At 71.9% G+C, this 22,980-nt stretch carries 21 protein-coding genes; 16 read left to right on the top strand and 5 right to left on the bottom strand.

The window, feature by feature from the left end; all coding sequences use genetic code 11:
* Nucleotides 1–104: 104 nt before the first annotated feature.
* Nucleotides 105–986, top strand: coding sequence for a YceI family protein (locus ACFXGI_RS28755; RefSeq protein WP_384712613.1), 882 nt, complete (start codon nucleotides 105–107; stop codon nucleotides 984–986).
* A 51-nt stretch (nucleotides 987–1,037) separates the two neighbouring features.
* Here the strand turns inward: ACFXGI_RS28755 and ACFXGI_RS28750 are convergent, their stop codons facing one another.
* Nucleotides 1,038–1,280, bottom strand: coding sequence for a hypothetical protein (locus tag ACFXGI_RS28750; RefSeq protein ID WP_037635347.1), 243 nt, complete (start codon nucleotides 1,278–1,280; stop codon nucleotides 1,038–1,040).
* Between the two features lie 76 nt (nucleotides 1,281–1,356).
* On the opposite strand from ACFXGI_RS28750, the gene holA reads away from it, so the two are divergent.
* Nucleotides 1,357–2,349, top strand: a complete 993-nt coding sequence (gene holA / locus ACFXGI_RS28745) for a DNA polymerase III subunit delta (RefSeq protein WP_384712609.1) — start codon at nucleotides 1,357–1,359, stop codon at nucleotides 2,347–2,349.
* A gap of 226 nt (nucleotides 2,350–2,575) precedes the next feature.
* On the opposite strand, the gene rpsT is transcribed toward holA, so the two are convergent.
* On the bottom strand, nucleotides 2,576–2,842 hold the full coding sequence (gene rpsT, locus ACFXGI_RS28740) for a 30S ribosomal protein S20 (protein ID WP_215141886.1): 267 nt from the start codon (nucleotides 2,840–2,842) through the stop codon (nucleotides 2,576–2,578).
* 211 nt (nucleotides 2,843–3,053) lie between these two features.
* Here rpsT and lepA point away from each other — a divergent pair, with 211 nt between their 5' ends.
* The 3 genes from lepA to hemW all read left to right on the top strand — a co-directional run bounded on the left by lepA (nucleotide 3,054) and on the right by hemW (nucleotide 8,323).
* On the top strand, nucleotides 3,054–4,919 hold the full coding sequence (gene lepA / locus ACFXGI_RS28735) for a translation elongation factor 4 (protein WP_384712606.1): 1,866 nt from the start codon (nucleotides 3,054–3,056) through the stop codon (nucleotides 4,917–4,919).
* A 190-nt stretch (nucleotides 4,920–5,109) separates the two neighbouring features.
* On the top strand, nucleotides 5,110–6,999 hold the full coding sequence (locus tag ACFXGI_RS28730) for an AMP-dependent synthetase/ligase (protein ID WP_384712603.1): 1,890 nt from the start codon (nucleotides 5,110–5,112) through the stop codon (nucleotides 6,997–6,999).
* Nucleotides 7,000–7,090: 91 nt separating this feature from the next.
* Nucleotides 7,091–8,323: a radical SAM family heme chaperone HemW gene (gene hemW, locus ACFXGI_RS28725; protein WP_384712600.1), complete on the top strand. Its 1,233-nt coding sequence runs from the start codon at nucleotides 7,091–7,093 to the stop codon at nucleotides 8,321–8,323.
* 52 nt (nucleotides 8,324–8,375) lie between these two features.
* Here the strand turns inward: hemW and ACFXGI_RS28720 are convergent, their stop codons facing one another.
* The gene (locus ACFXGI_RS28720) at nucleotides 8,376–9,173 is read right to left on the bottom strand and encodes a DUF3097 domain-containing protein (protein WP_384712597.1); all 798 of its coding nucleotides are present in this window, start codon (nucleotides 9,171–9,173) and stop codon (nucleotides 8,376–8,378) included.
* A gap of 28 nt (nucleotides 9,174–9,201) precedes the next feature.
* Entirely contained in the window at nucleotides 9,202–9,927 is a 726-nt protein-coding gene (locus ACFXGI_RS28715; RefSeq protein ID WP_384712594.1) for an MBL fold metallo-hydrolase, read from the bottom strand.
* Between the two features lie 155 nt (nucleotides 9,928–10,082).
* Between ACFXGI_RS28715 and hrcA the strand changes: the two genes are divergently transcribed.
* The 6 genes from hrcA (at nucleotide 10,083) to ACFXGI_RS28685 (ending at nucleotide 15,657) form a co-directional block, all read left to right on the top strand.
* On the top strand, nucleotides 10,083–11,099 hold the full coding sequence (gene hrcA / locus ACFXGI_RS28710) for a heat-inducible transcriptional repressor HrcA (protein ID WP_384712726.1): 1,017 nt from the start codon (nucleotides 10,083–10,085) through the stop codon (nucleotides 11,097–11,099).
* Entirely contained in the window at nucleotides 11,100–12,239 is a 1,140-nt protein-coding gene (gene dnaJ, locus ACFXGI_RS28705) for a molecular chaperone DnaJ (RefSeq protein ID WP_384712591.1), read from the top strand. It abuts the gene before it with no gap.
* A gap of 147 nt (nucleotides 12,240–12,386) precedes the next feature.
* Nucleotides 12,387–13,478 (top strand): nitronate monooxygenase, encoded by a 1,092-nt coding sequence (locus ACFXGI_RS28700; RefSeq protein WP_384712588.1) that lies wholly within the window; start codon nucleotides 12,387–12,389, stop codon nucleotides 13,476–13,478.
* Nucleotides 13,475–14,221, top strand: a complete 747-nt coding sequence (locus ACFXGI_RS28695) for a 16S rRNA (uracil(1498)-N(3))-methyltransferase (protein ID WP_384712585.1) — start codon at nucleotides 13,475–13,477, stop codon at nucleotides 14,219–14,221. The genes ACFXGI_RS28700 and ACFXGI_RS28695 overlap by 4 nt, the downstream gene beginning before the upstream one ends.
* Before the next feature lie 151 nt (nucleotides 14,222–14,372).
* The gene (locus ACFXGI_RS28690; RefSeq protein ID WP_384712582.1) at nucleotides 14,373–14,732 is read left to right on the top strand and encodes a histidine triad nucleotide-binding protein; all 360 of its coding nucleotides are present in this window, start codon (nucleotides 14,373–14,375) and stop codon (nucleotides 14,730–14,732) included.
* Nucleotides 14,733–14,736: 4 nt separating this feature from the next.
* A complete protein-coding gene (locus ACFXGI_RS28685; protein WP_384712579.1) occupies nucleotides 14,737–15,657 on the top strand; it encodes a ribonuclease Z in 921 nt (306 codons plus the stop codon).
* Nucleotides 15,658–15,728: 71 nt separating this feature from the next.
* Here ACFXGI_RS28685 and ACFXGI_RS28680 read toward each other — a convergent pair whose 3' ends face one another.
* Nucleotides 15,729–17,000, bottom strand: a complete 1,272-nt coding sequence (locus tag ACFXGI_RS28680) for an MFS transporter (RefSeq protein WP_384712577.1) — start codon at nucleotides 16,998–17,000, stop codon at nucleotides 15,729–15,731.
* Nucleotides 17,001–17,251: 251 nt separating this feature from the next.
* Here ACFXGI_RS28680 and ACFXGI_RS28675 point away from each other — a divergent pair, with 251 nt between their 5' ends.
* The 5 genes from ACFXGI_RS28675 (at nucleotide 17,252) to ACFXGI_RS28655 (ending at nucleotide 22,771) form a co-directional block, all read left to right on the top strand.
* Complete coding sequence (locus ACFXGI_RS28675; protein WP_384712723.1) at nucleotides 17,252–18,340, top strand: carbohydrate kinase family protein; 1,089 nt, start codon at nucleotides 17,252–17,254, stop codon at nucleotides 18,338–18,340.
* Between the two features lie 151 nt (nucleotides 18,341–18,491).
* Nucleotides 18,492–20,609 (top strand): PhoH family protein, encoded by a 2,118-nt coding sequence (locus ACFXGI_RS28670; RefSeq protein WP_384712574.1) that lies wholly within the window; start codon nucleotides 18,492–18,494, stop codon nucleotides 20,607–20,609.
* Between the two features lie 13 nt (nucleotides 20,610–20,622).
* Nucleotides 20,623–21,120: an rRNA maturation RNase YbeY gene (gene ybeY / locus ACFXGI_RS28665; RefSeq protein WP_384712571.1), complete on the top strand. Its 498-nt coding sequence runs from the start codon at nucleotides 20,623–20,625 to the stop codon at nucleotides 21,118–21,120.
* On the top strand, nucleotides 21,117–22,421 hold the full coding sequence (locus tag ACFXGI_RS28660) for a hemolysin family protein (RefSeq protein ID WP_384712568.1): 1,305 nt from the start codon (nucleotides 21,117–21,119) through the stop codon (nucleotides 22,419–22,421). The genes ybeY and ACFXGI_RS28660 overlap by 4 nt, the downstream gene beginning before the upstream one ends.
* Entirely contained in the window at nucleotides 22,418–22,771 is a 354-nt protein-coding gene (locus tag ACFXGI_RS28655) for an MmcQ/YjbR family DNA-binding protein (protein WP_384712565.1), read from the top strand. The genes ACFXGI_RS28660 and ACFXGI_RS28655 overlap by 4 nt, the downstream gene beginning before the upstream one ends.
* The last annotated feature ends 209 nt before the right edge of the window (nucleotides 22,772–22,980 follow it).

Below are 22,980 nucleotides of genomic sequence, written 5' to 3'. Positions count from 1 at the left end.
GCATACCGGACACCGCCTTTCCGTTTGCCCGCAACCCGACAGCATGATCGAATGCGTCTTCGCCAGAGCGGTACAAGTCCACACAGCACGGGGGTGCATCAACCATGTTCGGTCGCAGAAGGGGGATGGAGACGGCCGGAAGCGGCGGTCAGGACACATCGGCGACACTGACGCTGCCTCATACGGCGCGGCTGCTCAGCTGTCGTGTCCTCGACACGGTCCACCAGCCGGTCAGACAGGCCAGGTTCGAAGTGACCGACCCGATCGGGCGGCGCATCGTCAGCGGCGAGACCGATCCGTACGGCGGGTTCACCGCGGCCGTGCCGGAGGGCGAGTACCGGCTCACCGTCACCGCCGAGGGCTATGCGCCGTTCCACGGGGCGACGCTGGTGGGGGACCCGGCGCAGCCCGGCACCGGGGAGATCGTGCTCGACGCCGTGGAGCCGCCGCTGCTGCCGGCGCCGGGCCACTGGGAGCTCGACCCGACGCATTCGTCCATCGCCTTCACCGCGCAGCACATCGGCTTCGCCCGGATCCGCGGCCGGTTCAACACCTTCGCCGGCGGGGTGCGGATAGCCGACCGCATGGAGGACTCCTCCATGCACGTGATCATCGACGCGGCGAGCATCGACACCGGCGTGCGGATGCGGGACGACCACCTGCGGTCCGCCGACTTCCTGGACGCGGCCCGGTATCCGACGGTCGAGTTCTACAGCGAGCGGTTCATCCACCGCAGCGGCAGCCGCTGGGCCGTCGCGGGCGCCCTGACCCTGCACGGGGCCAGCCGCTCGGTGACCCTGGACACCGAGTACCTGGGCCTCGGCACCGGGTTGGAGGGCGAGCCGCGCGCGGCCTGCCGGGCGACCGCCGGACTGCACCGCGAGGACTTCAGCCTCAACTGGCAGTCCGTGCTGGCCCAGGGGATAGCGGCGATCGGTTCGAGCGTGGAAGTGGTGCTGGACGTCCAGATCGTGCACAAGGCCTAGGGAGTGTCGTCAAAGTGACGTCGGCCGCCCGAAAGGGCGGGGCCGGCGGGGCTACGGGGTTTCGAGCCAGCCCTCGTACTCGGCGGCGAGGCCGTCCAACACCGTGGCGTCGAGCCGTTCCTGCGGGTCCTCGACGACCACGAGCCACTGGGCGTCCTCGGCGTCGTCCTCGCCGGCGAGGGCGTCGCGGAACAGCTGAGGCTCCTCGGGGAGGCCGAAGCGGTCCACGGCCTCCTGGGCCACCTCCTCGGCGGCGTCGCGGTCGGGCAGCACCAGTACATGTCGCACGTTCACCGGGCCATTCTCGGGGATTCTGCGGGGGAGGCCGCGATGCGGGGGGCTGTCAGTGCGGCGTGGGATGCTGGACGCGATGGCCACCAGGAAGAACTCCACCGACGATCCGCTCGCCCCGCTCACCCTCGCGGTGGGGCAGGAGGACCTGCTGCTCGACCGCGCCGTACGGGAGGTGGTGGCGGCCGCCCGGGCCACCGACGCCGATACGGACGTGCGCGACCTCGCACCGGAGCAGCTCCAGCCCGGCACGCTCGCCGAGCTCACCAGTCCCTCGCTCTTCTCCGAGCGCAAGGTGCTGGTCGTACGCAATGCGCAGGACCTCTCCGCGGACACGGTCAAGGAGGTCAAGGCGTACCTCGCGGCGCCGTTCGAGGAGATCATCCTCGTGCTCCTCCACGCGGGCGGGGTCAAGGGCAAGGGGCTGCTGGACGCGGCCCGCAAGGCCGGCGCCCGGGAGATCGCCTGCCCGAAGATGACGAAGGCCGCGGACCGGCTGGCGTTCGTGCGGGGAGAGTTCCGCACGCTGGGCCGGTCGGCGACCCCGGAGGCGTGCCAGACGCTGGTCGACGCGATCGGGAGCGATCTGCGGGAGCTCGCGAGCGCGGCCGCGCAGCTGTGCGCGGACGTCGAGGGCACGATCGACGAGTCCGTGGTCGGCCGGTACTACACGGGCCGGGCCGAGGCCTCCAGCTTCACGGTCGCCGACCGGGCGGTCGAGGGCCGGGCGGCGGAAGCCCTCGAAGCCCTGCGGTGGTCGCTGTCCACGGGGGTGGCGCCGGTGCTGATCACCAGCGCGCTCGCGCAGGCGGTGCGGGCCATCGGCAAGCTGGCCTCCGCCCCGCGCGGCGCCCGTCCGGGCGACCTCGCCCGGGACCTGGGGATGCCGCCCTGGAAGATCGACCGGGTCCGCCAGCAGATGCGGGGCTGGTCGGCGGACGGCGTCGCGGACGCCCTGCGCGCCGTGGCCGCCGCCGACGCCGGCGTCAAGGGCGGCGGCGACGACCCGGAGTACGCCCTGGAGAAGGCGGTCGTGGCCGTGGCCCGGGCGGCCCGCCCCCAGCAGCGGTAACCGGCCCAGCGCCGGTAACCGGCTGCCGGCTCGCCGGTCGGCCGACCGACCGTCCGGGCAAGACGAAGGCCCCGGGGCCGCCCTGGGGAAGGGTGGCTCTCGGGGCCTTCGTTACTTCTTGTTTGCGCCGCACCCGCGTGGCGAACGCTTCGTGTGCGGCGCGGGGTGACCGGTCAGGAGCGGGAGAGAGGGCCCGCTGGGTCCGTTCCGGCGATCACATCAGAGCTCAGCCCTGGAGGGAGGCAACCTTGGTGGCCAGCGCCGACTTCTTGTTGGCGGCGGCGTTCTTGTGGATGACACCCTTCGAGACAGCCTTGTCGAGCGCACGCGCGGCGGCGCGAGAAGCCACAGTGGCCTTCTCGGCGTCACCGGCGAGGACGGCCTCGCGGGCCTTGCGGATCGCGGTCTTGAGCGAAGACTTGACGGCCTTGTTGCGCAGGCGCGCCTTCTCGTTCGTCTTGTTCCGCTTGATCTGGGACTTGATGTTCGCCACGAAAGAGCCTTTTCAGGTTCAGAGTTTGATCTTCGGATTGTGTCCCGACAGCTGAGAGGGCATACGAGACACAGCTGCCCAGGCTACCAGGCGCGCTCCGACCGGCCCAAACCGAGCGCATCGCCCCGTCCATGGGACCATGGGAGCCTGCGTACAGATCCGACGAGAGCCGGAAACGCTTCCGACTGCGACCCGAGAATCAGGACACTGCGTGCCCGCGATCCCCAGCCACGTGCCCGAGCCGAGCCGTACCGACCCGGCGCTGATCCGCAATTTCTGCATCATCGCGCACATCGACCACGGCAAGTCGACGCTCGCCGACCGGATGCTCCAGCTCACCGGCGTCGTCGACCAGCGGCAGATGCGCGCCCAGTACCTCGACCGCATGGACATCGAGCGTGAGCGCGGCATCACGATCAAGTCCCAGGCGGTCCGACTGCCCTGGGCGCCCACGGTGGGCGAGGGCCAGGGCAAGACGCACATCCTCAACATGATCGACACCCCCGGGCACGTCGACTTCACGTACGAGGTCTCGCGCTCCCTCGCCGCCTGCGAGGGCACGGTCCTCCTCGTGGACGCCGCCCAGGGCATCGAGGCGCAGACCCTCGCCAACCTGTACCTGGCGATGGAGAAGGACCTGGCGATCGTCCCGGTCCTGAACAAGATCGACCTGCCGGCCGCCCAGCCGGAGAAGTTCGCCGAGGAGCTCGCGAACCTGGTCGGCTGCCAGCCGGAGGACGTCCTGCGCGTCTCGGCGAAGACCGGTCTCGGCGTGGATGCGCTGCTCGACAAGATCGTCGCCACGGTCCCGGCCCCGGTCGGCCCCAAGGACGCCCCGGCCCGCGCGATGATCTTCGACTCCGTCTACGACTCGTACCGCGGTGTCGTGACGTACGTGCGTGTGGTCGACGGCCAGCTCAACAAGCGCGAGCGCATCCGGATGATGTCGACCGGCGCCACGCACGAGCTGCTGGAGATCGGTGTCTCCTCCCCGGAGATGACCCCGGCCGACGGCATCGGCGTCGGTGAGGTGGGCTACATCATCACCGGCGTGAAGGACGTCCGTCAGTCCAAGGTCGGTGACACCATCACCAGCCTGCACAACGGCGCGACCGAGGCGCTCGGCGGCTACAAGGACCCGCGTCCGATGGTCTTCTCGGGCCTTTACCCGCTCGACGGCTCGGACTACCCGGACCTGCGCGAGGCCCTGGACAAGCTCCAGCTCAACGACGCCGCGCTGGTCTACGAGCCGGAGACCTCGGCGGCGCTCGGCTTCGGCTTCCGCGTCGGGTTCCTCGGCCTGCTGCACCTGGACGTGGTGCGCGAGCGCCTGGAGCGCGAGTTCGGCCTCGACCTGATCGCCACCGCGCCGAACGTGGTCTACCGCGTCGTGCTGGAGGACGGCAAGGAGGTCACCGTCACCAACCCGAGCGAGTTCCCCGAGGGCAAGATCAGGGACGTGTTCGAGCCGGTCGTACGGGCCACGCTGCTCGCCCCCTCCGAGTTCATCGGCGCGATCATGGAGCTCTGCCAGCAGCGCCGCGGCACCCTCCTCGGGATGGACTACCTCTCCGAGGACCGGGTCGAGATCCGCTACACGCTCCCGCTCGCGGAGATCGTCTTCGACTTCTTCGACCAGCTGAAGTCCAAGACGCGCGGTTACGCCTCCCTCGACTACGAGCCCACCGGCGAGCAGGCCGGCAGCCTGGTCAAGGTCGACATCCTGCTGCACGGCGACAAGGTCGACGCCTTCTCCGCCGTCTGCCACAAGGACGCGGCCTACGCCTACGGCGTGCGCCTCGTCGCCAAGCTGCGCGAGCTCATCCCGCGGCAGGCCTTCGAGATCCCGATCCAGGCGGCCGTCGGCTCGCGCGTCATCGCCCGCGAGACCATCCGCGCCATCCGCAAGGACGTCCTCGCCAAGTGCTACGGCGGTGACATCTCCCGTAAGCGGAAGCTGCTGGAGAAGCAGAAGGAAGGCAAGAAGCGCATGAAGATGGTCGGCTCGGTGGAGGTGCCCCAGGAGGCCTTCATCGCCGTCCTCTCCAGCGACGAGTCCGGCGGCAAGAAGAAGTAGCCGTCGCGACCGGCGTCGTGCGAAACAAGCCCCCGCGCGGATGCACGGGGGCTTGTTTCGTTATGAATCGGCCGCTCGCGGACTCTTACGCCCCGGCCGGTGGAGACCTAGTCTGATCACTGCTCGATGGTTACTCGCCAGTTACAAGCCCCTGAATGACACGCCCTGCCGCGTGGTCCGGAGGACGTCCGTGAGCGACACACAGACCTTGATCGAGAACCGCCCGCCCACCGTGGCGGCCCTCTTCCTTGAGCGTGTCGCCGCCACGCCGAACGCCGAGGCCTACCGGTTCCCGGTGCCCGCGGCCGGCGGCAGCGGCCCCGACGACTGGAAGTCGCTGAGCTGGGGACAGGCGGCCGAGCGGGTCTTCGGCATCGCCGCCGGCCTGCTGGAGCTGGGCCTGCAGCCCGAGGACCGGGTCGCGCTCGCCTGCAACACCCGCGTCGAGTGGATCCTCTCGGACCTCGGCGTCATGTGCGCCGGCGGCGCGGTGACCACGATCTACCCCAGCACCAACGCCGAGGAATCGGCGTTCATCCTCTCCGACTCGGCCAGCCGCGTGCTGATCGCCGAGGACGCCTCCCAGCTCGCCAAGGCCCGCGAGCGCCGCGCCGACCTGCCCGAGCTCGCCCACGTGGTGGTCGTGGAGGCCGCCGACGCGGTACCGGCCGCAGGCGATCCGGAAGGCTGGGTGCTCTCCCTCGCCGACCTGGAGGCGCGCGGCCGGGAGTACCTCGCCAAGCACCCCGAGGCGGTCAAGGAGCGGATCGCGGCCATCACCGCCGACCAGCTCGCCACCCTGATCTACACCTCGGGCACGACCGGCCGTCCCAAGGGCGTACGGCTCCCGCACGACAACTGGTCGTACATGGCCAAGGCCACCGTCGCCACCGGCATGATCTCCAGCACCGACGTCCAGTACCTGTGGCTGCCGCTCGCGCACGTCTTCGGCAAGGTCCTGACCTCCGGACAGATCGAGGTCGGGCACGTCACCGCCGTCGACGGCCGCATCGACAAGATCATCGAGAACCTGCCGGTCGTCCAGCCCACCTACATGGCGGCCGTCCCCCGCATCTTCGAGAAGGTCTACAACGGGGTCGCCGCCAAGGCCCGGGCCGGCGGCGGCGCCAAGTACAAGATCTTCAAGTGGTCGGTCGGCGTCGCCCGCGAGTACGCCAAGACCACCCAGGACAACCACCGGCGCACCGGCAGCCCCGCGGTCCCCTTCGGCCTCGCCACCAAGCACAAGATCGCCGACGCGCTCGTCTACTCCAAGCTCCGCGAGGCCTTCGGCGGCCGGCTGCGCGCCGCCGTCTCCGGCGCCTCCGCGCTGGCCCCCGAGATCGGCTACTTCTTCGCCGGCGCCGGCATCAACATCCTCGAGGGCTACGGCCTCACCGAGTCCAGCGCGGCCTCCTTCGTCAACCCCGGCGAGGCCTACCGCACCGGCACCGTCGGCAAGCCGCTCCCCGGCACCGAGGTCCGCATCGCCGACGACGGCGAGATCCTGCTGCGCGGCCCCGGCATCATGCAGGGCTACCACCTGCAGCCCGAGAAGACCGCCGAGGTGCTGGAGGAGGACGGCTGGCTGCACACGGGCGACATCGGCGAGCTCTCGCCCGACGGCTACCTGCGCATCACGGACCGCAAGAAGGACCTGATCAAGACCTCGAACGGAAAGTACGTCGCGCCCGCCGAGATCGAGGGCCGGTTCAAGGCGATCTGCCCGTACGTGTCGAGCATCGTCGTGCACGGCGCGGACCGGAACTTCTGCGCCGCCCTGGTCGCGCTCGACGAGCCGTCGATCATGGGCTGGGCCGCCGAGAACGGCCTGGAGGGCAGGACGTACGCCGAGGTCCTGGCCGCGGCGGAGACGAACCGGCTGGTCGAGACGTATATCCAGACGCTGAACGAGGGCCTCCAGCGCTGGCAGACGGTCAAGAAGTTCCGGATCCTGCCCCGCGACCTCGACGTGGAGCACGGCGACCTCACGCCCAGCCTCAAGCTGAAGCGGCCGGCCGTCGAGCGTGAGTTCAAGCACCTGATCGACGAGATGTACGAGGGCTCGCGCGAGGCGTAGCGCGGCCGCGGGCGGCGGCGCGGACGGTACGAGGGGCCCGGGGGCGGCGGTGAGCGGCCGGGCCCCGGCCGGGGTGCGGGACAATGGGCGCATGCCTTCCGCACTGCCCGACGGTGAACCCATGCCCGAAGACGGCTCGCTGCCGTCGCATGCCCTGGCGGGTGCCGGGGACCGGCCGCTCGGGTTCTACCTGCACGTCCCGTACTGCGCCACGCGGTGCGGGTACTGCGACTTCAACACGTACACCGCGACCGAGCTGCGCGGCACCGGCGGCGTGCTCGCCTCCCGGGAGAACTACGCCGACACCCTGATCGACGAGGTCCGCCTCGCCCGCAAGGTGCTCGGCGACGACCCGCGGGCCGTGCGGACGGTGTTCGTGGGCGGCGGCACGCCGACGCTGCTGCCCGCCGCGGACCTCGTACGGATGCTCGCGGCGATCCGGGACGAGTTCGGGCTCGCCGAGGACGCCGAGGTCACCACGGAGGCCAATCCCGAGTCGGTGAACCCGGAGTACCTGGCGGAGCTGCGGGCCGGCGGCTTCAACCGGGTCTCCTTCGGCATGCAGAGCGCGAAGCAGCACGTCCTGAAGGTGCTCGACCGCACGCACACCCCGGGCCGGCCGGAGGCGTGCGTCGCGGAGGCGCGCGCGGCGGGCTTCGAGCACGTGAACCTGGACCTGATCTACGGCACGCCGGGGGAGACCGACGAGGACTGGCGCGCCTCACTGGCCGCCGCGCTCGGGGCCGGCCCGGACCACATCAGCGCGTACGCGCTGATCGTGGAGGAGGGCACGCAGCTGGCACGGCGGATCCGGCGGGGCGAGGTCCCGATGACGGACGACGACGTGCACGCCGACCGGTACCTGATCGCGGACTCGGTGATGGCCGAGGCCGGGTACGACTGGTACGAGGTCTCGAACTGGGCCACCTCGGAGGCGGGCCGCTGCCTGCACAACGAGCTGTACTGGCGCGGCGCCGACTGGTGGGGCGCGGGCCCCGGGGCCCACTCGCACGTGGGCGGGGTCCGCTGGTGGAACGTGAAGCACCCGGGCGCCTACGCCGCCGCCTTGGCGGAGGGCCGCTCCCCGGGCGCCGGCCGCGAACTCCTCTCCGAGGAGGACCGCCGGGTGGAGCGGATCCTGCTGGAGCTCCGCCTGGTGGACGGCGTCCCGCTGTCCCTGCTGGCCCCGGCCGGCCTCGCGGCCTCCCGCCGCGCCCTCGCCGACGGCCTCCTGGAAGCCGCCCCGTACGAGGCGGGCCGCGCCGTCCTGACCCTCCGCGGCCGCCTCCTGGCCGACGCGGTGGTCCGCGACCTGGTGGACTGACCCCTCGGAGGAGTGAATCCGTACGCCCTCGCGGCGGCCGCCCACCCCGTCTCTAGGCCGTGACGAAGTCGATCAACTCCTCCACCCGCCCCAGCAGGACCGGCTCCAGATCCTTGTAGGACCGCACGCGGGACAGGATGTGCTGCCAGGCGGCGCCGGTGTTCTCCGGCCAGCCCAGCGCCCGGCAGACGCCCGTCTTCCAGTCCTGGCCCGGCGGGATCACCGGCCACGCGGCGATGCCCAGCGCGGACGGCTTCACCGCCTGCCAGACGTCCACGTACGGGTGGCCGACGATCAGGACGTCCGACGAGGTCACGGACGCCGCGATACGGGACTCCTTCGAACCCGGGACCAGGTGGTCCACCAGGACGCCCAGGCGGGCGTCGGCCGTCGGGGCGAAGTCCGCGACCACCGCGGGGAGGTCGTCGATGCCCTCCAGGTACTCCACCACCACGCCCTCGATCCGCAGGTCGTCTCCCCAGACCCGCTCCACCAGCTCCGCGTCGTGCCGGCCCTCCACGTAGATCCGCCCGGCGCGCGCCACACGGGCGCGCGCCCCCGGGACGGCCACCGAGCCCGACGCCGTACGCAAGGGGGCCGCGGGCGCCCGTGAGGGGCGGGTCAGCGTCACCACGGCGCCCTCCAGCAGGAACCCCCGCGGCTCCAGCGGGAACACCCGCCGCTTGCCGAAGCGGTCCTCCAGGGTCACCGTGCCCGCCTCACAGGCCACCACCGCGCCGCAGAAGTCCGTACCCGCCACCTCGACCACCAGGTCGGTGTCCGCCGGCACCTCCGGCACCGGCTTGGGGCGCTTCCACTGCGGGGTCAGGTCGGGGGAGTACTCGCGCATCCGGCCGAGAGTAGGAGAGAGCGCGGGCTCACGGGCCCGACACGCCGAACCGCCGTGCCAGTGTGTCGCGTTGCTCACGGACGAAGTCCGCGGAGACCACCGCTCCGTGACCCGGCACGTACAGAGCGTCGTCCCCGCCCAGCGACAGCAGCCGGTCGATCGCCGCCGGCCACTGCGCCGGCACCGCGTCACTGCCCGCCTGGGGCTCCCCCGACTCCTCGACGAGGTCCCCGCAGAACACCGTCTCGCGCTCGCCCGGCACGAACACCGCCAGGTCGTACGGGGAGTGCCCGGGCCCGACGTTGGCCAGCAGCGCCTGCACCCCGCCCAGCTCCAGCGTCCATTCGCCCGACACGGAATGCCTCGGCACCACCAGCAGGTCCACCGCCTCGGCGGCCTCGGCCTCCGCCAGCCCCTGCAGGACCGCGCCGGCGCGCAGCTCCTCCCGGCCCGCCGACAGCTCCGCGTCCAGCCCGACGGCCCCGTACACCTCGGCCCCGGCGAACGCCGCCACGCCCAGTACGTGATCGAAATGGCCGTGCGTGAATGCGATATGCGTCACGCGCCGGCCGGTCAGCCGCTCCGCCTCGGCCCGCAGCTGCGCCCCTTCGCGCACGCATGAGCCCGGATCGATCAGGAGCACCGACTCGTCCCCCACCACCAATCCCACCGTGCAATCCCACACCGGGAGCCGCCGCCGTCCGGTCCGCCCGGTCAGCCGCTCCCAGCCCGCCTCTTCCCAACGCACGTCCATGCCGCGACGCTACCTTGGCGGGCCGCCCTTGCCAGGGGCTGACTACCCGGCCGTACACTGGCCGGGGGATCTCTGGCACTCGAACGCCCGGAGTGCCAACGAAGCAGATCAAACCGACCATGACGCGCGACGACGACCAGCTGGAGGTGTGCGCGATGCTCAGCGAACGCAGACTCGAGGTGCTGCGCGCCATCGTCCAGGACTACGTCGGGACGGAGGAGCCGGTCGGCTCCAAGGCGCTCACCGAGCGGCACCGGCTCGGCGTCTCGCCCGCCACCGTGCGCAACGACATGGCCGTGCTGGAGGACGAGGGCTACATCGCCCAGCCCCACACCAGCGCCGGCCGGATCCCCACGGACAAGGGCTACCGGCTCTTCGTCGACAGGCTGGCGGGAGTCAAACCGCTGTCGACGCCCGAGCGCCGGGCCATCCAGAACTTTCTCGACGGCGCCGTCGACCTCGACGACGTCGTCGGCCGTACCGTGCGGCTGCTCGCGCAGCTCACCCGGCAGGTCGCCGTCGTCCAGTACCCGAGCCTGACCCGGTCCACGGTCCGCCACGTCGAGCTGCTGTCGCTGGCTCCGGCCCGGCTCATGCTCGTGCTGATCACCGATACCGGCCGGGTCGAGCAGCGGCTCGTCGACTGCCAGACGCCGTTCGGCGAGACCTCGCTCGCAGATCTGCGGGCGCGGCTCAACAGCCGGGTCGTCGGGCGCCGGTTCACCGACGTGCCGCAGCTCGTGCAGGACCTGCCGGAGTCCTTCGAACCGGAGGACCGCGGCACGGTGTCGACCGTGCTCTCGACCCTGCTCGAGACGCTGGTCGAGGAGGCCGAGGAGCGGCTGATGATCGGCGGAACCGCCAATCTCACGCGCTTCGGACACGATTTTCCCCTGACGATCAGGCCGGTGCTCGAAGCGCTGGAGGAGCAGGTCGTGCTCCTCAAGCTGCTGGGCGAGGCCAACGAGTCGGGAATGGCCGTACGGATCGGGCATGAGAATGCCTACGAGGGACTGAACTCCACGTCCGTCGTCTCGGTCGGCTACGGTTCGGGCGGCGAAGCAGTCGCCAAACTCGGCGTGGTCGGACCGACCCGCATGGACTACCCCGGAACGATGGGAGCGGTACGCGCAGTGGCACGTTACGTCGGACAGATCCTGGCGGAGTCGTAAGTGGCCACGGACTACTACGCCGTTCTCGGCGTGCGCCGCGACGCATCGCAGGACGAGATCAAGAAGGCCTTCCGCCGCCTCGCGCGTGAACTCCACCCGGACGTGAATCCGGACCCGAAGACGCAGGAGCGCTTCAAGGAGATCAACGCGGCGTACGAGGTGCTCTCGGACCCGCAGAAGAAGCAGGTCTACGACCTCGGCGGCGACCCGCTGTCCTCCTCGGGCGGCGGCGCGGGCGCGGGCGGATTCGGTGCGGGCGGCTTCGGCAACTTCTCCGACATCATGGACGCCTTCTTCGGCCAGGCCTCGCAGCGCGGCCCGCGCTCGCGGACCCGCCGCGGCCAGGACGCCATGATCCGCCTCGACCTGGAGCTGGACGAGGCCGCCTTCGGCACGACCAAGGACATCCAGGTCGACACGGCCGTCGTCTGCACCACCTGCTCCGGCGAGGGCGCCGCCCCCGGCACCTCGGCGCAGACGTGTGACATGTGCCGTGGGCGCGGTGAGGTGTCGCAGGTCACCCGGTCCTTCCTGGGCCAGGTCATGACCTCGCGTCCCTGCCCCCAGTGCCAGGGCTTCGGCACCGTGGTCCCGACCCCGTGCCACGAGTGCGCGGGCGACGGCCGGGTCCGCTCCCGCCGCAGCCTCACGGTCAAGATCCCGGCCGGCGTCGAGAACGGCACCCGGATCCAGCTCGCGGGCGAGGGCGAGGTCGGCCCCGGCGGCGGCCCCGCCGGCGACCTGTACGTGGAGATCCACGAGCTGCCGCACCCGACCTTCCAGCGGCGCGGGGACGACCTGCACTGCACGGTGACCATCCCCATGACGGCCGCGGCCCTGGGCACCAAATGCCCGCTGGAGACCCTGGACGGCATGGAGGAGATCGACATCCGTCCCGGCACCGGGTCCGGCCAGTCGATCCCGCTGCACGGGCGCGGCGTCACGCACCTGCGCGGCGGCGGCCGCGGCGACCTGATCGTCCACGTCGAGGTCACCACCCCCGGCAAGCTGGACGCCCAGCAGGAGGAGCTGCTGCGCCAGCTCGCCAAGCTGCGCGGCGAGGAGCGGCCCATGGGCCAGTTCGCGCCGGGTCAGCAGGGCCTGTTCAGCCGCCTGAAGGACGCCTTCAACGGCCGCTGACCGGCCTGTCGGCACACGTACGAGCCCGGTCCGGGGATGCCCCGGACCGGGCTCGCCGCATCGATCCGGACGCCGCCGGGGAAGCGGACTATGCCAGGCGAATGCCGTGATTCGGCCCGGTGAGCGGGACATGGCACGATGCAGTCCATGTCCTCCGCACCGTACGGTCTCTCCCCCTACCCGATCGTGCAGGCTCCCATGGCGGGCGGCGCCTCCTGCCCGCCGCTCGCCGCCGCCGTCTGCGAGGCGGGCGCCCTGGGCTTCCTGGCCGGCGGCTACAAGACCGCCGACGGCGTGTACCAGGAGATCAAACAGCTGCGCGCGCTCACCCGGCGCCCGTTCGGCGTGAACCTCTTCATGCCGCAGACCGGGTACGTGGACCCGGCCGCCGTGGAGGCGTACCGCGGGCAGCTGGCCGGCGAGGCCAGCTGGTACGAGCTGTCCCTGGCCGACGAGGACATCATCGGCACCAGCGACGACGGCTACGACGCCAAGCTCGCCATCCTCCTCGAAGACCCGGTCCCCGTGGTCTCGTTCACCTTCGGCTGCCCCGCGCCCGCGGTCCTCGCCGCCCTGCGCCAGGCCGGTACGTACTCCGTCGTCACCGTCACCTCGGTCGACGAGGCCCGCGCCGCCCAGGCCGCGGGCGCCGACGCACTCTGCGTCCAGGGCGTGGAGGCCGGCGGCCACCAGGGCACCCACCGCGACGACCCGCAGACGGACGGCACGGCGGGCGTGGGCCTGCTCGCGCTGGTGGCCCAGGTACGGGAGGCGGCGGCCCTCCCGATCATCGCGGCGGGCGGCCTGATGCGCGGCTCGCAGATCGCGGCGCTGCTGGCGGCGGGCGCGGACGCGGCGCAGCTCGGCACCGCGTTCCTGGCCTGCCCCGAATCGGGCGCGCACCCGCTGCACAAGCAGGCGCTGACGGACCCCCTGTTCCCCCACACCGAGCTGACCAGGGCGTTCTCGGGGCGGCCGGCCCGGGGCCTGGTGAACCGGTTCATGCGGGAGCACGGGCCGTACGCCCCGGCCGCGTACCCGCAGATCCACCACATGACCGCCGGCCTGCGCAAGGCGGCCGCCGCGGCCGGGGACCCGCAGGGCATGGCCCTGTGGGCGGGCCAGGGGCACCGGCTGGCCCGGGTGCTGCCCGCGGGGGAGCTGGTGGAGGTGCTGGCGGCCGAACTGGCCGAGGCCCGGTCCGTGCTGAAGTCGATGAACAACAGGAGTACGTCATGACCGCCCCCGTGTTCGTGGTCGAAGAGGTCCCCGCGGGGCCGGAGTTCGTGCTCGACGGCCCCGAAGGCCGGCACGCGGTGTCCGTGAAGCGGCTGAACCCCGGTGAGGACGTGGTCCTCACCGACGGGCGCGGTCACTGGACGGAGGGCGTGGTCAAGGCGGCCGAGGGCAAGGACCGGCTGGTCCTCATGGATCTGCACACCGTTCAGGAGGAGCCGGAACCGGCCGTCCGGATCACCGTCGTCCAGGCTCTCCCCAAGGGCGACCGCGGAGAGCTCGCCGTCGAGACCATGACCGAGACCGGTGTGGACGCCATCGTCCCGTGGCAGGCCTCGCGCTGCATCACCCAGTGGCGCGGCGACCGCGGCGCCAAGTCCCTGGCCAAGTGGCGGGCCACGGCCCGGGAGGCGGGCAAGCAGTCCCGCCGTGTCCGCTTCCCGGAGGTGGCGGAGGCCATGTCCACCAAGCAGGTCGCGGCGCTGCTGGCCGGGGCCGACCTGGCGATGGTCCTCCACGAGGACCGGGACACCCCCTCGGGGGCGCTGGCCACGGCCGAGCTGCCCGCCGGCGGCTCCGTCGTCCTGGTCGTCGGTCCGGAGGGCGGGGTCTCCCCGGAGGAGCTGGCCGTCTTCGCGGAGGCCGGCGCCCACCCCCACCGGCTGGGCTCCTCGGTCCTGCGCACCTCCACCGCCGGCACGGCGGCGACGGCGGTGCTGCTGGCGCGCACCGGCCGCTGGTCCTGAGCCGCGGTCTTGGCCGCGGTACCGGGCCGCGGTCCCGAGTCCTCCCGAAACGCACATGAGGGCGCGGGCGGCGCCGGATACGATGCCGGGGCTGATCATCGTCGGCGCCGGCGGCCCGTCCGCCCGTGCCACTGTCTCGGAAGGCGGAGCAATGGCCGGGGAACCGCAGGCGGACTGCCTGTTCTGCAAGATCGTCGCGGGGAACATCCCGGCGACCGTGGTCCGGGAGACCGAGACGACGTTCGCCTTCCGGGACATCAACCCGCAGGCGCCCACGCACGTCCTCGTGATCCCCCGGGTGCACTACCCCGACGCCGCCTCCCTCGCCGCCGCCGAACCGGCCGTCGCCGCCGACCTGCTGCGCGAGGCCGGGCAGATCGCGGCCGAGGAGAAGCTCGACGACCACGGCTACCGCGTGGTGTTCAACACCGGCGCCGGCGCCGGCCAGACCGTCTTCCACGCCCACGCGCACATCCTCGGAGGCCGCGGCCTCCAGTGGCCCCCCGGATAGCACCGTGTCCGTACGAGAGTTCGTGGTGCTGGGCACCGCCAGCCAGGTGCCCACCCGCCACCGCAACCACAACGGCTACCTCCTGCGCTGGGACGGCGAGGGCATCCTCTTCGACCCGGGCGAGGGCACCCAGCGCCAGATGCTGCGCGCCGGGGTGGCCGCGCACGACATCAACCGGATCTGCATCACCCACTTCCACGGCGACCACAGCCTCGGGCTCGCCGGGGTGATCCAGCGCATCAACCTGGACCGGGTCCCGCACCCCGTCACCGCGCACTACCCGGCCTCCGGGCAGAAGTTCTTCGACCGGCTCCGGTACGCCACCGCCTACCGGGAGACCGTCGCGCTCCGCGAGGAGCCCGTGGCCGCGGACGGGACGCTGGCCGAGGGGCCCTCGTACGTCCTGGAAGCCCGGCGGCTCTCGCACCCGGTGGAGTCCTTCGGCTACCGGCTCACCGAGCCGGACGGCCGCCGCATGGTGCCCGAACTGCTCGCGCGGCACGGGATCAAGGGGCCCGACGTGGGGCGGATCCAGCGCGAGGGGCGGCTGGGCGGGGTCACGCTCGACGACGTCAGCGAGCACAAGCCGGGGCAGAGCTTCGCCTTCGTGATGGACACCCGGCTGTGCCCCGGCGTGGACGCGCTCGCCGCGGGCGCCGACATGCTGGTGATCGAGTCCACGTTCCTCGACGAGGACGAGGCGCTGGCCACCGACCACGGGCACCTCACCGCAGGCCAGGCGGCCCGGGTCGCGCGGGACGCGGGCGTACGGCACCTCGTGCTGACGCACTTCTCGCAGCGCTACCCGGACCCGCAGGAGTTCGAACGCCAGGCCCGCGCGGCCGGCTTCGAGGGCGAGCTGACGATCGCCGCGGACCTCGTGAAGGTTCCCCTGCCGAAGCGGGGCCAGGGGGACACCCGCTAGGGAGTGTCGTCAAAGTGGCGTCGGCCGCCCGAGAGGGCGGGGCCGGCCGCACGGGACTTTGACGACGCGACCTAGCGCTCCGCCCTGGCCTTCTGGCCCCGGCGGGCCGCCGGGGAGAGCAGCAGGACCCGGCGGGGCTTCCCTGCTCCGGTGGGGATCGCGGGAGCCGGGATCTCGATGCGGAGTTCCGGTTCCCCGGCCGTGGCCGCCGGGCTCCGGCCCGCGTGCAGGGCGACGGCGGTCAGCGGCCCGGCCACCGCGAGCAGCAGCCCGCCCAGGACCAGCCCCATGCCCGGGAATCCGAAGGCCTCGGCGAGCAGGCTGCCCACCACGGGCCCGCAGGCCGTGCCCAGCGAGGAGGCGGCGCCCGCGAACACCGCCCAGCGGCCGCGCGGGTCCAGGGAGGCCGCGAGGCCGATCACGTACGACAGGACGACCGGGTAGACCGCGTTCCACAGGATCTCCCCGGCCGCGAACCCGGTGAGCCCGTCCGCGGAGGAGGTCAGCACCACGCAGCCCGCGATGGCCGCCGTGCCCGCGCCGATCGGGACCGCCCGCCCCAGCCGGGTGCCGAACGCGGAGGCGCCCGTGACCCCGAGCAGGCCCGCGCCCAGCGCCACCGCGAAGACGGCGCCCAGGGCGGCCTCGGACAGTCCGGCCTGTTCGGCGCCGATCCGGCCGCTGACGCCCCACAGGGCCTCCTGGGTCAGGGACCACAGCAGTAGGCAGCCCGCCAGTACCGCCCCGGCGCGCGGGTACGGCGGCCGCCCGGAGCTCCGTACGGCAGGGCCGGGGCGGGTGGGCCCGCCGAGCCGGCCCGTGGCCGGCCAGGCCAGCGCCGCGACCAGGGCGATGGCCGCGAAGGGCAGCCCGTGACCGCCGCCGAGGTGCGGCAGGGTCAGGTACAGGGCCCCGGCGGTCGCCGAGACCGACAGCAGCCCGAGCGACGAGATGCGGTGCGGATCGCGGTGCCCGGCGATCCCGGCGGCGGTCACGGCGGTGGCCGTCCCGGATCCGAAGCCGCCGACCACCACGCCCGCGACGACCAGCGGGAGCAGCGAGGTCGAGGCCGCGGTGCCGTAGCCCAGGGCGGCGAGCAGCAGCCCGAGCCGGGCCAGCGGGCGTGGCCCGAGGCGGGGGATCCGGGAGGCCAGGGTGAATCCGGCGGTGGCCGAGCCGAGCAGCAGGGCGGTGCCGACGAGCCCGGCCTGGGCGGGGCTCAGCGGGAGATGGGCGTCGAGGCGTCCGACGACGGTGGGGAGCAGGTAAGGGGCGAGGTACCCGGCCGTGAAGAGGGCCACCAGGGGCCAGGCGGCGGGCGGCGCGGAGGTGTTGTCGGACACGGCTCTTCCGGTGGTGCGCAGGTGGGACGGGATGTTCCGCGAGGCCGCGGTCCCCTTGTCTATCAAGTGCTCCGTGACCCGGAGAAGAGCGCCATGAGAGTGATGTGCGCCACACTGTGTTTTGGCCCTGCCCGGGGCGGGCAAGGCTGGCAGCTTTCCACCGCATGCCCGCTTGCAGAAACGAGCCTTCGCACCAGCCCGGGGAGAACATCGTGACCAGTCGGGACAGCCGCACCAGCCGCAGCGCAGCCATGGACCCGCTCGACAGCGCGGCCGCCGCCGTGGACCCGCTCGGTCCGCTGCGCAGCCCCCTGGAGCCGGGCTTCGACGTCTACCTGACCGGCACGGTCTTCCTCGACATCATCTTCATCGGCCTCGACTCCGCCCCGGTGCGCGGTACGGAGTCCTGGGCGCGCGGCATGGGCTCCAGCCCCGGGGGAGTGGCCAACATGGCCACCGCCCTGTCCCGGCTCGGCCTGCGCACCTCGCTGGCCGCGGCGTTCGGTGACGATCACTACGGCGAGTACTGCTGGGACGCGCTGGAGCAGGGCGAGGGCATCGACCTGTCGATGTCGCGGACCGTCCCCGGCTGGCACAGCCCGGTCACGGTCTCCATGGCGTACGAGGGCGAGCGCACGATGGTCTCGCACGGCCACGAGGCCCCGCCCCCGGCGGGCCCAGGGCCGTTCCCGCAGTGCCCGCCGCGCACCCGGGCGGCCGTGGCCTCGCTGGCGCAGGGGCGGACGGAGCCGTGGATCGCGGAGGCGGCGCGGCGCGGGGCGCGGATCTTCGCGGACGTGGGGTGGGACGAGAGCGGCCGCTGGGACCTGGGGGCCCTGCCCGACCTGGAGCACTGCGAGGCCTTCCTGCCGAACGCGGGGGAGGCGATGCGGTACACGCGGACCGACTGTCCGAGAGCCGCGGCCCGGGCGCTGGCCGAGAAGGTGCCGGTCGCGGTGGTGACGATGGGCGCGGAGGGCTCGTACGCGGTGGACGGGCGGACCGGGGAGACCGCGGAGGTCCCCGGGATCGCGGTGGAGGAGCTGGATCCGACGGGGGCGGGGGACGTCTACGTGGCGGGCTTCGTGACCGGCACCCTGGCGGGCTGGCCCCTGGCGGACCGGCTGGCCTTCGCGGGCCTGACGGCGGCCCTGTCGGTCCAGGAGTTCGGCGGCTCCCTGTCGGCCCCGGGCTGGCCGGAGGTGGCCCACTGGTGGCGCACGGCCCCCGAGCCCCTGCGGCCGCGCTACGGCTTCCTGGACGCGCTGGTCCCGCCGGGCGGGGAGCCGGCCTCCCGGCGCCGGGCGGTCCCGACGATCGGCTTCCGCCACCCGGCCTGATCGCGGCGGGATCCGGCCGGGGCGGGGCCGGGAGAGGGCGGTGGAAAACCCCTCGGGGATGGCGGGGCGGAGTCGTACCCTTGGTACTCCGGAGGTCGTCGATCGGCGCGGCCCCTCAGCGGGAGGTATGTGCAGGCCACAGTGCCGGCCCATGACTCAGACACCCACAGCCCAGACACCGGCGCCGGGGCAGGCGCGAGCCCACTTCACCGTTCCGGCCAGGCACCCGATGGTCGCGGTGCTCGGCTCTGGTGACGCCCTGTTGCGCGTGATCGAGAAGGCCTTTCCGAAGGCCGACATCCATGTTCGGGGCAATCAGGTCAGCGCGGTCGGTGACGCGGCGGAAGTCGCCCTGGTCCAGCGCCTGTTCGACGAGATGATGCTGGTGCTCCGCACCGGGCAGCCGATGACGGAGGACGCGGTGGAACGCTCGATCGCCATGCTCAAGGCGAGCGGCAACGGCAACGGCCCGGACGAGACGCCGGCGGAGGTGCTCACGCAGAACATCCTCTCCAGCCGCGGCCGCACCATCCGCCCCAAGACCCTCAACCAGAAGCGGTACGTCGACGCGATCGACAAGAACACGATCGTGTTCGGCATCGGCCCCGCCGGTACCGGCAAGACCTACCTCGCCATGGCCAAGGCGGTCCAGGCCCTGCAGTCCAAGCAGGTCAGCCGGATCATCCTGACCCGCCCCGCCGTCGAGGCCGGAGAGCGGCTCGGCTTCCTGCCCGGCACGCTCTTCGACAAGATCGACCCGTACCTGCGCCCGCTCTACGACGCGCTGCACGACATGATCGACCCGGACTCGATCCCGCGCCTCATGGCCGCGGGCACGATCGAGGTCGCGCCGCTCGCGTACATGCGCGGCCGCGCGATGCCCGTATTCACGAAGGTGCTCACGCCGGACGGCTGGCGCCCCATCGGCGATCTCCGGGTAGGTGACCTCGTCGTCGGGTCGAATGGCGAGCCGACCCCGGTTCTCGGCGTCTACCCGCAGGGCGAGAAGGATATTTACCGTCTCACGGCCCAGGACGGGTCCTGGACGCTGTGCTGCGGCGAGCACCTGTGGACGGTCAGGGCGCGTGACGACAAGCGGCGCGACAAGCCGTGGCGGGTCCTGGAGACACAGGAGATGATCGGCAACCTCCGGGCCGCGCACGCGCGTCGCTACGAACTCCCGATGCTCACCGCCCCGGTCGCCTTCCCGGAGCGCGAGGTCCCCATGGACCCGTACGCGCTGGGGCTGCTGCTCGGCGACGGGTGCATCACCGGTTCCACGGCTCCCTCCTTCTCCACGGAGGACGCGGAACTGGTGCGGGCAGTGGAATCCGCGCTTCCTGGCGTCACGGCCAGGCATGAGAGCGGTCCCGACTACGTCCTGAACCGGGTCAAGGCACCCGGCGACGTGGTCACGCTGGAGAACCCCGTCACCAGGGTCATGCGCGAGCTGGACCTGCTCGGCAGCCGATCGCACTCCAAGCACGTCCCGGACGACTACCTCTTCAATACGGAAGCAGTCCGTCTCTCGGTGCTCCAGGGGCTGCTCGATTCCGACGGCGGCCCGGTCACCCAGCAGGACCGAACTTGCCGCATCCGGTACTCCACCACGTCGATCGTCCTGCGGGACGACGTGGTCGCCCTCGTCCAGTCCCTGGGCGGGGTGGCCTACACCCGCCGTCGTGCGGCCGAGGGACGCGAGCAGGGCACCGCCCTGGCGGCTCACCGGTACGACGCGCACGTTGTCGACATCCGCCTTCCCGAGGGTGTCGAGCCCTTCCGCCTCACCCGCAAGCGGGACGCCTACCACGCGGCCGGCGGCGGTGGGCGCCCGATGCGGTTCATCGACTCCATCGAGCCCGAGGGCCGCGAGGAGGCGGTCTGCATCCAGGTGGCCGCCGAGGACTCGCTGTACGTCACGCAGGACTACCTGCTGACGCACAACACCCTCAACGAGGCGTTCGTCGTGCTCGACGAGGCGCAGAACACCACGGCCGAGCAGATGAAGATGTTCCTGACCCGGCTCGGGTTCGACTCGAAGATCGTCGTGACCGGTGACATCACGCAGATCGACCTGCCGGGTGGTGCCAAGAGCGGTCTGCGCGAGGTCCAGAAGATCCTGGAGGGGGTTCCGGACATCCACTTCTCGCGGCTCACGTCCGAGGATGTCGTCCGGCACAAGCTGGTCGGCCGTATCGTCGATGCGTACGAGAAGTACGACGACAGCCAGGACGCCCAGCAGTCCCGTAACGGCTACCAGCGGAAGTAGAACCCAGCGCACCATGTCGATCGACGTCAACAACGAGTCCGGAACCGAGGTCGACGAGCGGGCGATCCTCGACATCGCCCGCTACGCGCTCACCCGGATGCGGATCCACCCGCTCTCCGAGCTCTCCGTCATCGTCGTCGACGAGGACGCCATGGAGCAGCTCCACATCCAGTGGATGGACCTGCCCGGTCCCACCGACGTCATGTCCTTCCCGATGGACGAGCTCCGTCCGCCGACGAAGGACGACGAGGAGCCCCCGCAGGGGCTCCTCGGTGACATCGTGCTCTGCCCCGAGGTCGCCAAGAAGCAGGGTGAGGACGCCCCGACGCAGCACTCCATGGACGAGGAGCTCCAGCTCCTTACCGTTCACGGGGTGCTGCACCTGCTCGGGTACGACCACGAGGAGCCGGACGAGAAGGCCGAGATGTTCGGCCTCCAGGCGGCCATCGTCGACGGCTGGCGCGGTGAGCGCGGCATGACCGGTCCGTCCCCGGCCCCGACCGTCTCGTGACCGCCCCGCAGCTGATCACCGGCGCGGTGCTGCTGGTGGTGGTGGCCTGGTTCGCGGCGTGCGCCGAGTCCGGGATCGCCCGGATCTCCAGCTTCCGCGCCGAGCAGGCCGTACGGGAGGGGCGGCGCGGCAGCGAGAAGCTCGCGCAGGTCGCCGCCGACCCCACCCGCTACCTCAACGTGGCGCTGCTCGTGCGGGTCACCTGCGAGATGGCGGCCGGCGTACTCGTCACGTACGTCTGCCTCGACGAGTTCGGCGACAACTGGAAGGCGTTGCTCGTCGCGATCGCCGTGATGGTGCTGGTGTCCTTCGTGGCCGTCGGGGTCTCCCCGCGCACCATCGGCCGCCAGCACCCCCTCAACACGGCGACGGCGGCCTCGTACGTCCTGGTCCCGCTCGCCCGCGTCATGGGGCCCATCCCGCAGCTGCTGATCCTCATCGGCAACGCGCTCACCCCCGGAAAGGGCTTCCGCAAGGGGCCGTTCGCCTCCGAGGCCGAGCTGCGCGCGATGGTCGACCTGGCGGAGAAGGAATCGCTGATCGAGGACGAGGAGCGCCGGATGGTGCACCAGGTCTTCGAGCTCGGCGACACGCTGGTGCGCGAGGTGATGGTGCCGCGCACCGATCTGGTCTGCATCGAGCGGTACAAGACGATCCGTCAGGCGACCACGCTGGCACTGCGGTCGGGCTTCTCGCGCATCCCGGTGACCGGGGAGAACGAGGACGACATCGTCGGCATCGTGTACCTGAAGGACCTGGTCCGCAAGACGCACATCAGCCGGGAGGCGGAGGTCGACCTGGTCACCACCGCGATGCGGCCCGCGGTGTTCGTACCGGACACCAAGAACGCGGGCGACCTGCTCCGGGAGATGCAGCAGGTGCGCAACCACGTGGCGGTGGTCATCGACGAGTACGGCGGCACGGCGGGCATCGTCACCATCGAGGATATTCTCGAGGAGATCGTCGGTGAGATCACCGACGAGTACGACCGCGAGCTCGCGCCCGTCGCGGAGCTGGGCGAGGACCGCTACCGGGTGACGGCGCGGCTCGACATCACCGATCTCGGCGAGCTGTTCAAGGTCGAGGACTACGACGACGAGGACGTGGAGACGGTCGGCGGCCTGCTGGCCAAGGCGCTGGGCCGGGTGCCGATCGCGGGCGCCTCGGCGGTCGTGGAGCTGCCGGACGGGCGGCCGCTGCGGCTGACGGCCGAGTCCCCGGCGGGCCGGCGGAACAAGATCGTGACGGTGCTGGTGGAGCCGCTGGCCCGTGCGGCGGGCGAGGGCGGGGAGGGCATATGACGCCGGCGGAGCTGCGCGCGTTCTGCCTGGGGTTCAACGCGGCGGTGGAGGAGTTCCCCTTCACGCCCGAGACCTCGGTGTTCAAGGTGCTGGGGAAGGTGTTCGCGCTGAGCGCGCTGGACGCCGACCCGCTGAAGATCAACCTCAAGTGCGAGCCGGAGCTGGCGGTGCGGCTGCGGGCGGAGCACGAGGCGATCGTGCCGGGCTGGCACATGAACAAGCGGCACTGGAACACGGTGACGGTCGGCGGGCTGCCGGACGCGCTGGTGCGGGAGCTGGTCGAGGACTCGTACGACCTGGTGGTCGCGGGTCTGCCGAGGGCGGAGCGGTTGCGGCTCGACCGGTCGTGAGGGTGGAACGCGGGCAGGGTGAAGGTCGCGGAGTCATGTGACCTTTGGATCGCAGGCCCTGCTTATGGGGGACTTGTGTTTGATCCCGCGTGGCACAAGATCCAGGGGCCCGCGGGGGCGGAGGCGGGAGCGTCTCGGCGGGGCCGTCGAGCGGCCCCCCCCCGGTCTAATAAAAAAAAAAACCAACCCCCCCAACAATTTAACAAAAA

Origin of the sequence: Streptomyces sp. NPDC059355 (assembly GCF_042752335.1) — a bacterium.
Classification (GTDB): domain Bacteria; phylum Actinomycetota; class Actinomycetes; order Streptomycetales; family Streptomycetaceae; genus Streptomyces.
Note: the sequence above shows the minus strand (reverse complement) of the source record. Positions and strands in the feature narration are given on the sequence as shown.

Excerpts from the sequence above, each read along its gene's own strand:
- ACFXGI_RS28655 (WP_384712565.1), top strand. The coding sequence starts at position 22,418 with ATGACGCCGGCGGAGCTGCGCGCGTTCTGCCTGGGGTTCAACGCGGCG.
- ACFXGI_RS28690 (WP_384712582.1), top strand. The coding sequence starts at position 14,373 with ATGGCCGGGGAACCGCAGGCGGACTGCCTGTTCTGCAAGATCGTCGCG.
- ybeY (WP_384712571.1), top strand. The coding sequence starts at position 20,623 with ATGTCGATCGACGTCAACAACGAGTCCGGAACCGAGGTCGACGAGCGG.
- hemW (WP_384712600.1), top strand. The coding sequence starts at position 7,091 with ATGCCTTCCGCACTGCCCGACGGTGAACCCATGCCCGAAGACGGCTCG.
- ACFXGI_RS28675 (WP_384712723.1), top strand. The coding sequence starts at position 17,252 with ATGGACCCGCTCGACAGCGCGGCCGCCGCCGTGGACCCGCTCGGTCCG.
- ACFXGI_RS28700 (WP_384712588.1), top strand. The coding sequence starts at position 12,387 with ATGTCCTCCGCACCGTACGGTCTCTCCCCCTACCCGATCGTGCAGGCT.
- ACFXGI_RS28695 (WP_384712585.1), top strand. The coding sequence starts at position 13,475 with ATGACCGCCCCCGTGTTCGTGGTCGAAGAGGTCCCCGCGGGGCCGGAG.
- hrcA (WP_384712726.1), top strand. The coding sequence starts at position 10,083 with ATGCTCAGCGAACGCAGACTCGAGGTGCTGCGCGCCATCGTCCAGGAC.
- ACFXGI_RS28720 (WP_384712597.1), bottom strand. The coding sequence starts at position 9,173 with ATGCGCGAGTACTCCCCCGACCTGACCCCGCAGTGGAAGCGCCCCAAG.
- holA (WP_384712609.1), top strand. The coding sequence starts at position 1,357 with ATGGCCACCAGGAAGAACTCCACCGACGATCCGCTCGCCCCGCTCACC.
- ACFXGI_RS28755 (WP_384712613.1), top strand. The coding sequence starts at position 105 with ATGTTCGGTCGCAGAAGGGGGATGGAGACGGCCGGAAGCGGCGGTCAG.
- ACFXGI_RS28670 (WP_384712574.1), top strand. The coding sequence starts at position 18,492 with ATGACTCAGACACCCACAGCCCAGACACCGGCGCCGGGGCAGGCGCGA.
- ACFXGI_RS28715 (WP_384712594.1), bottom strand. The coding sequence starts at position 9,927 with ATGGACGTGCGTTGGGAAGAGGCGGGCTGGGAGCGGCTGACCGGGCGG.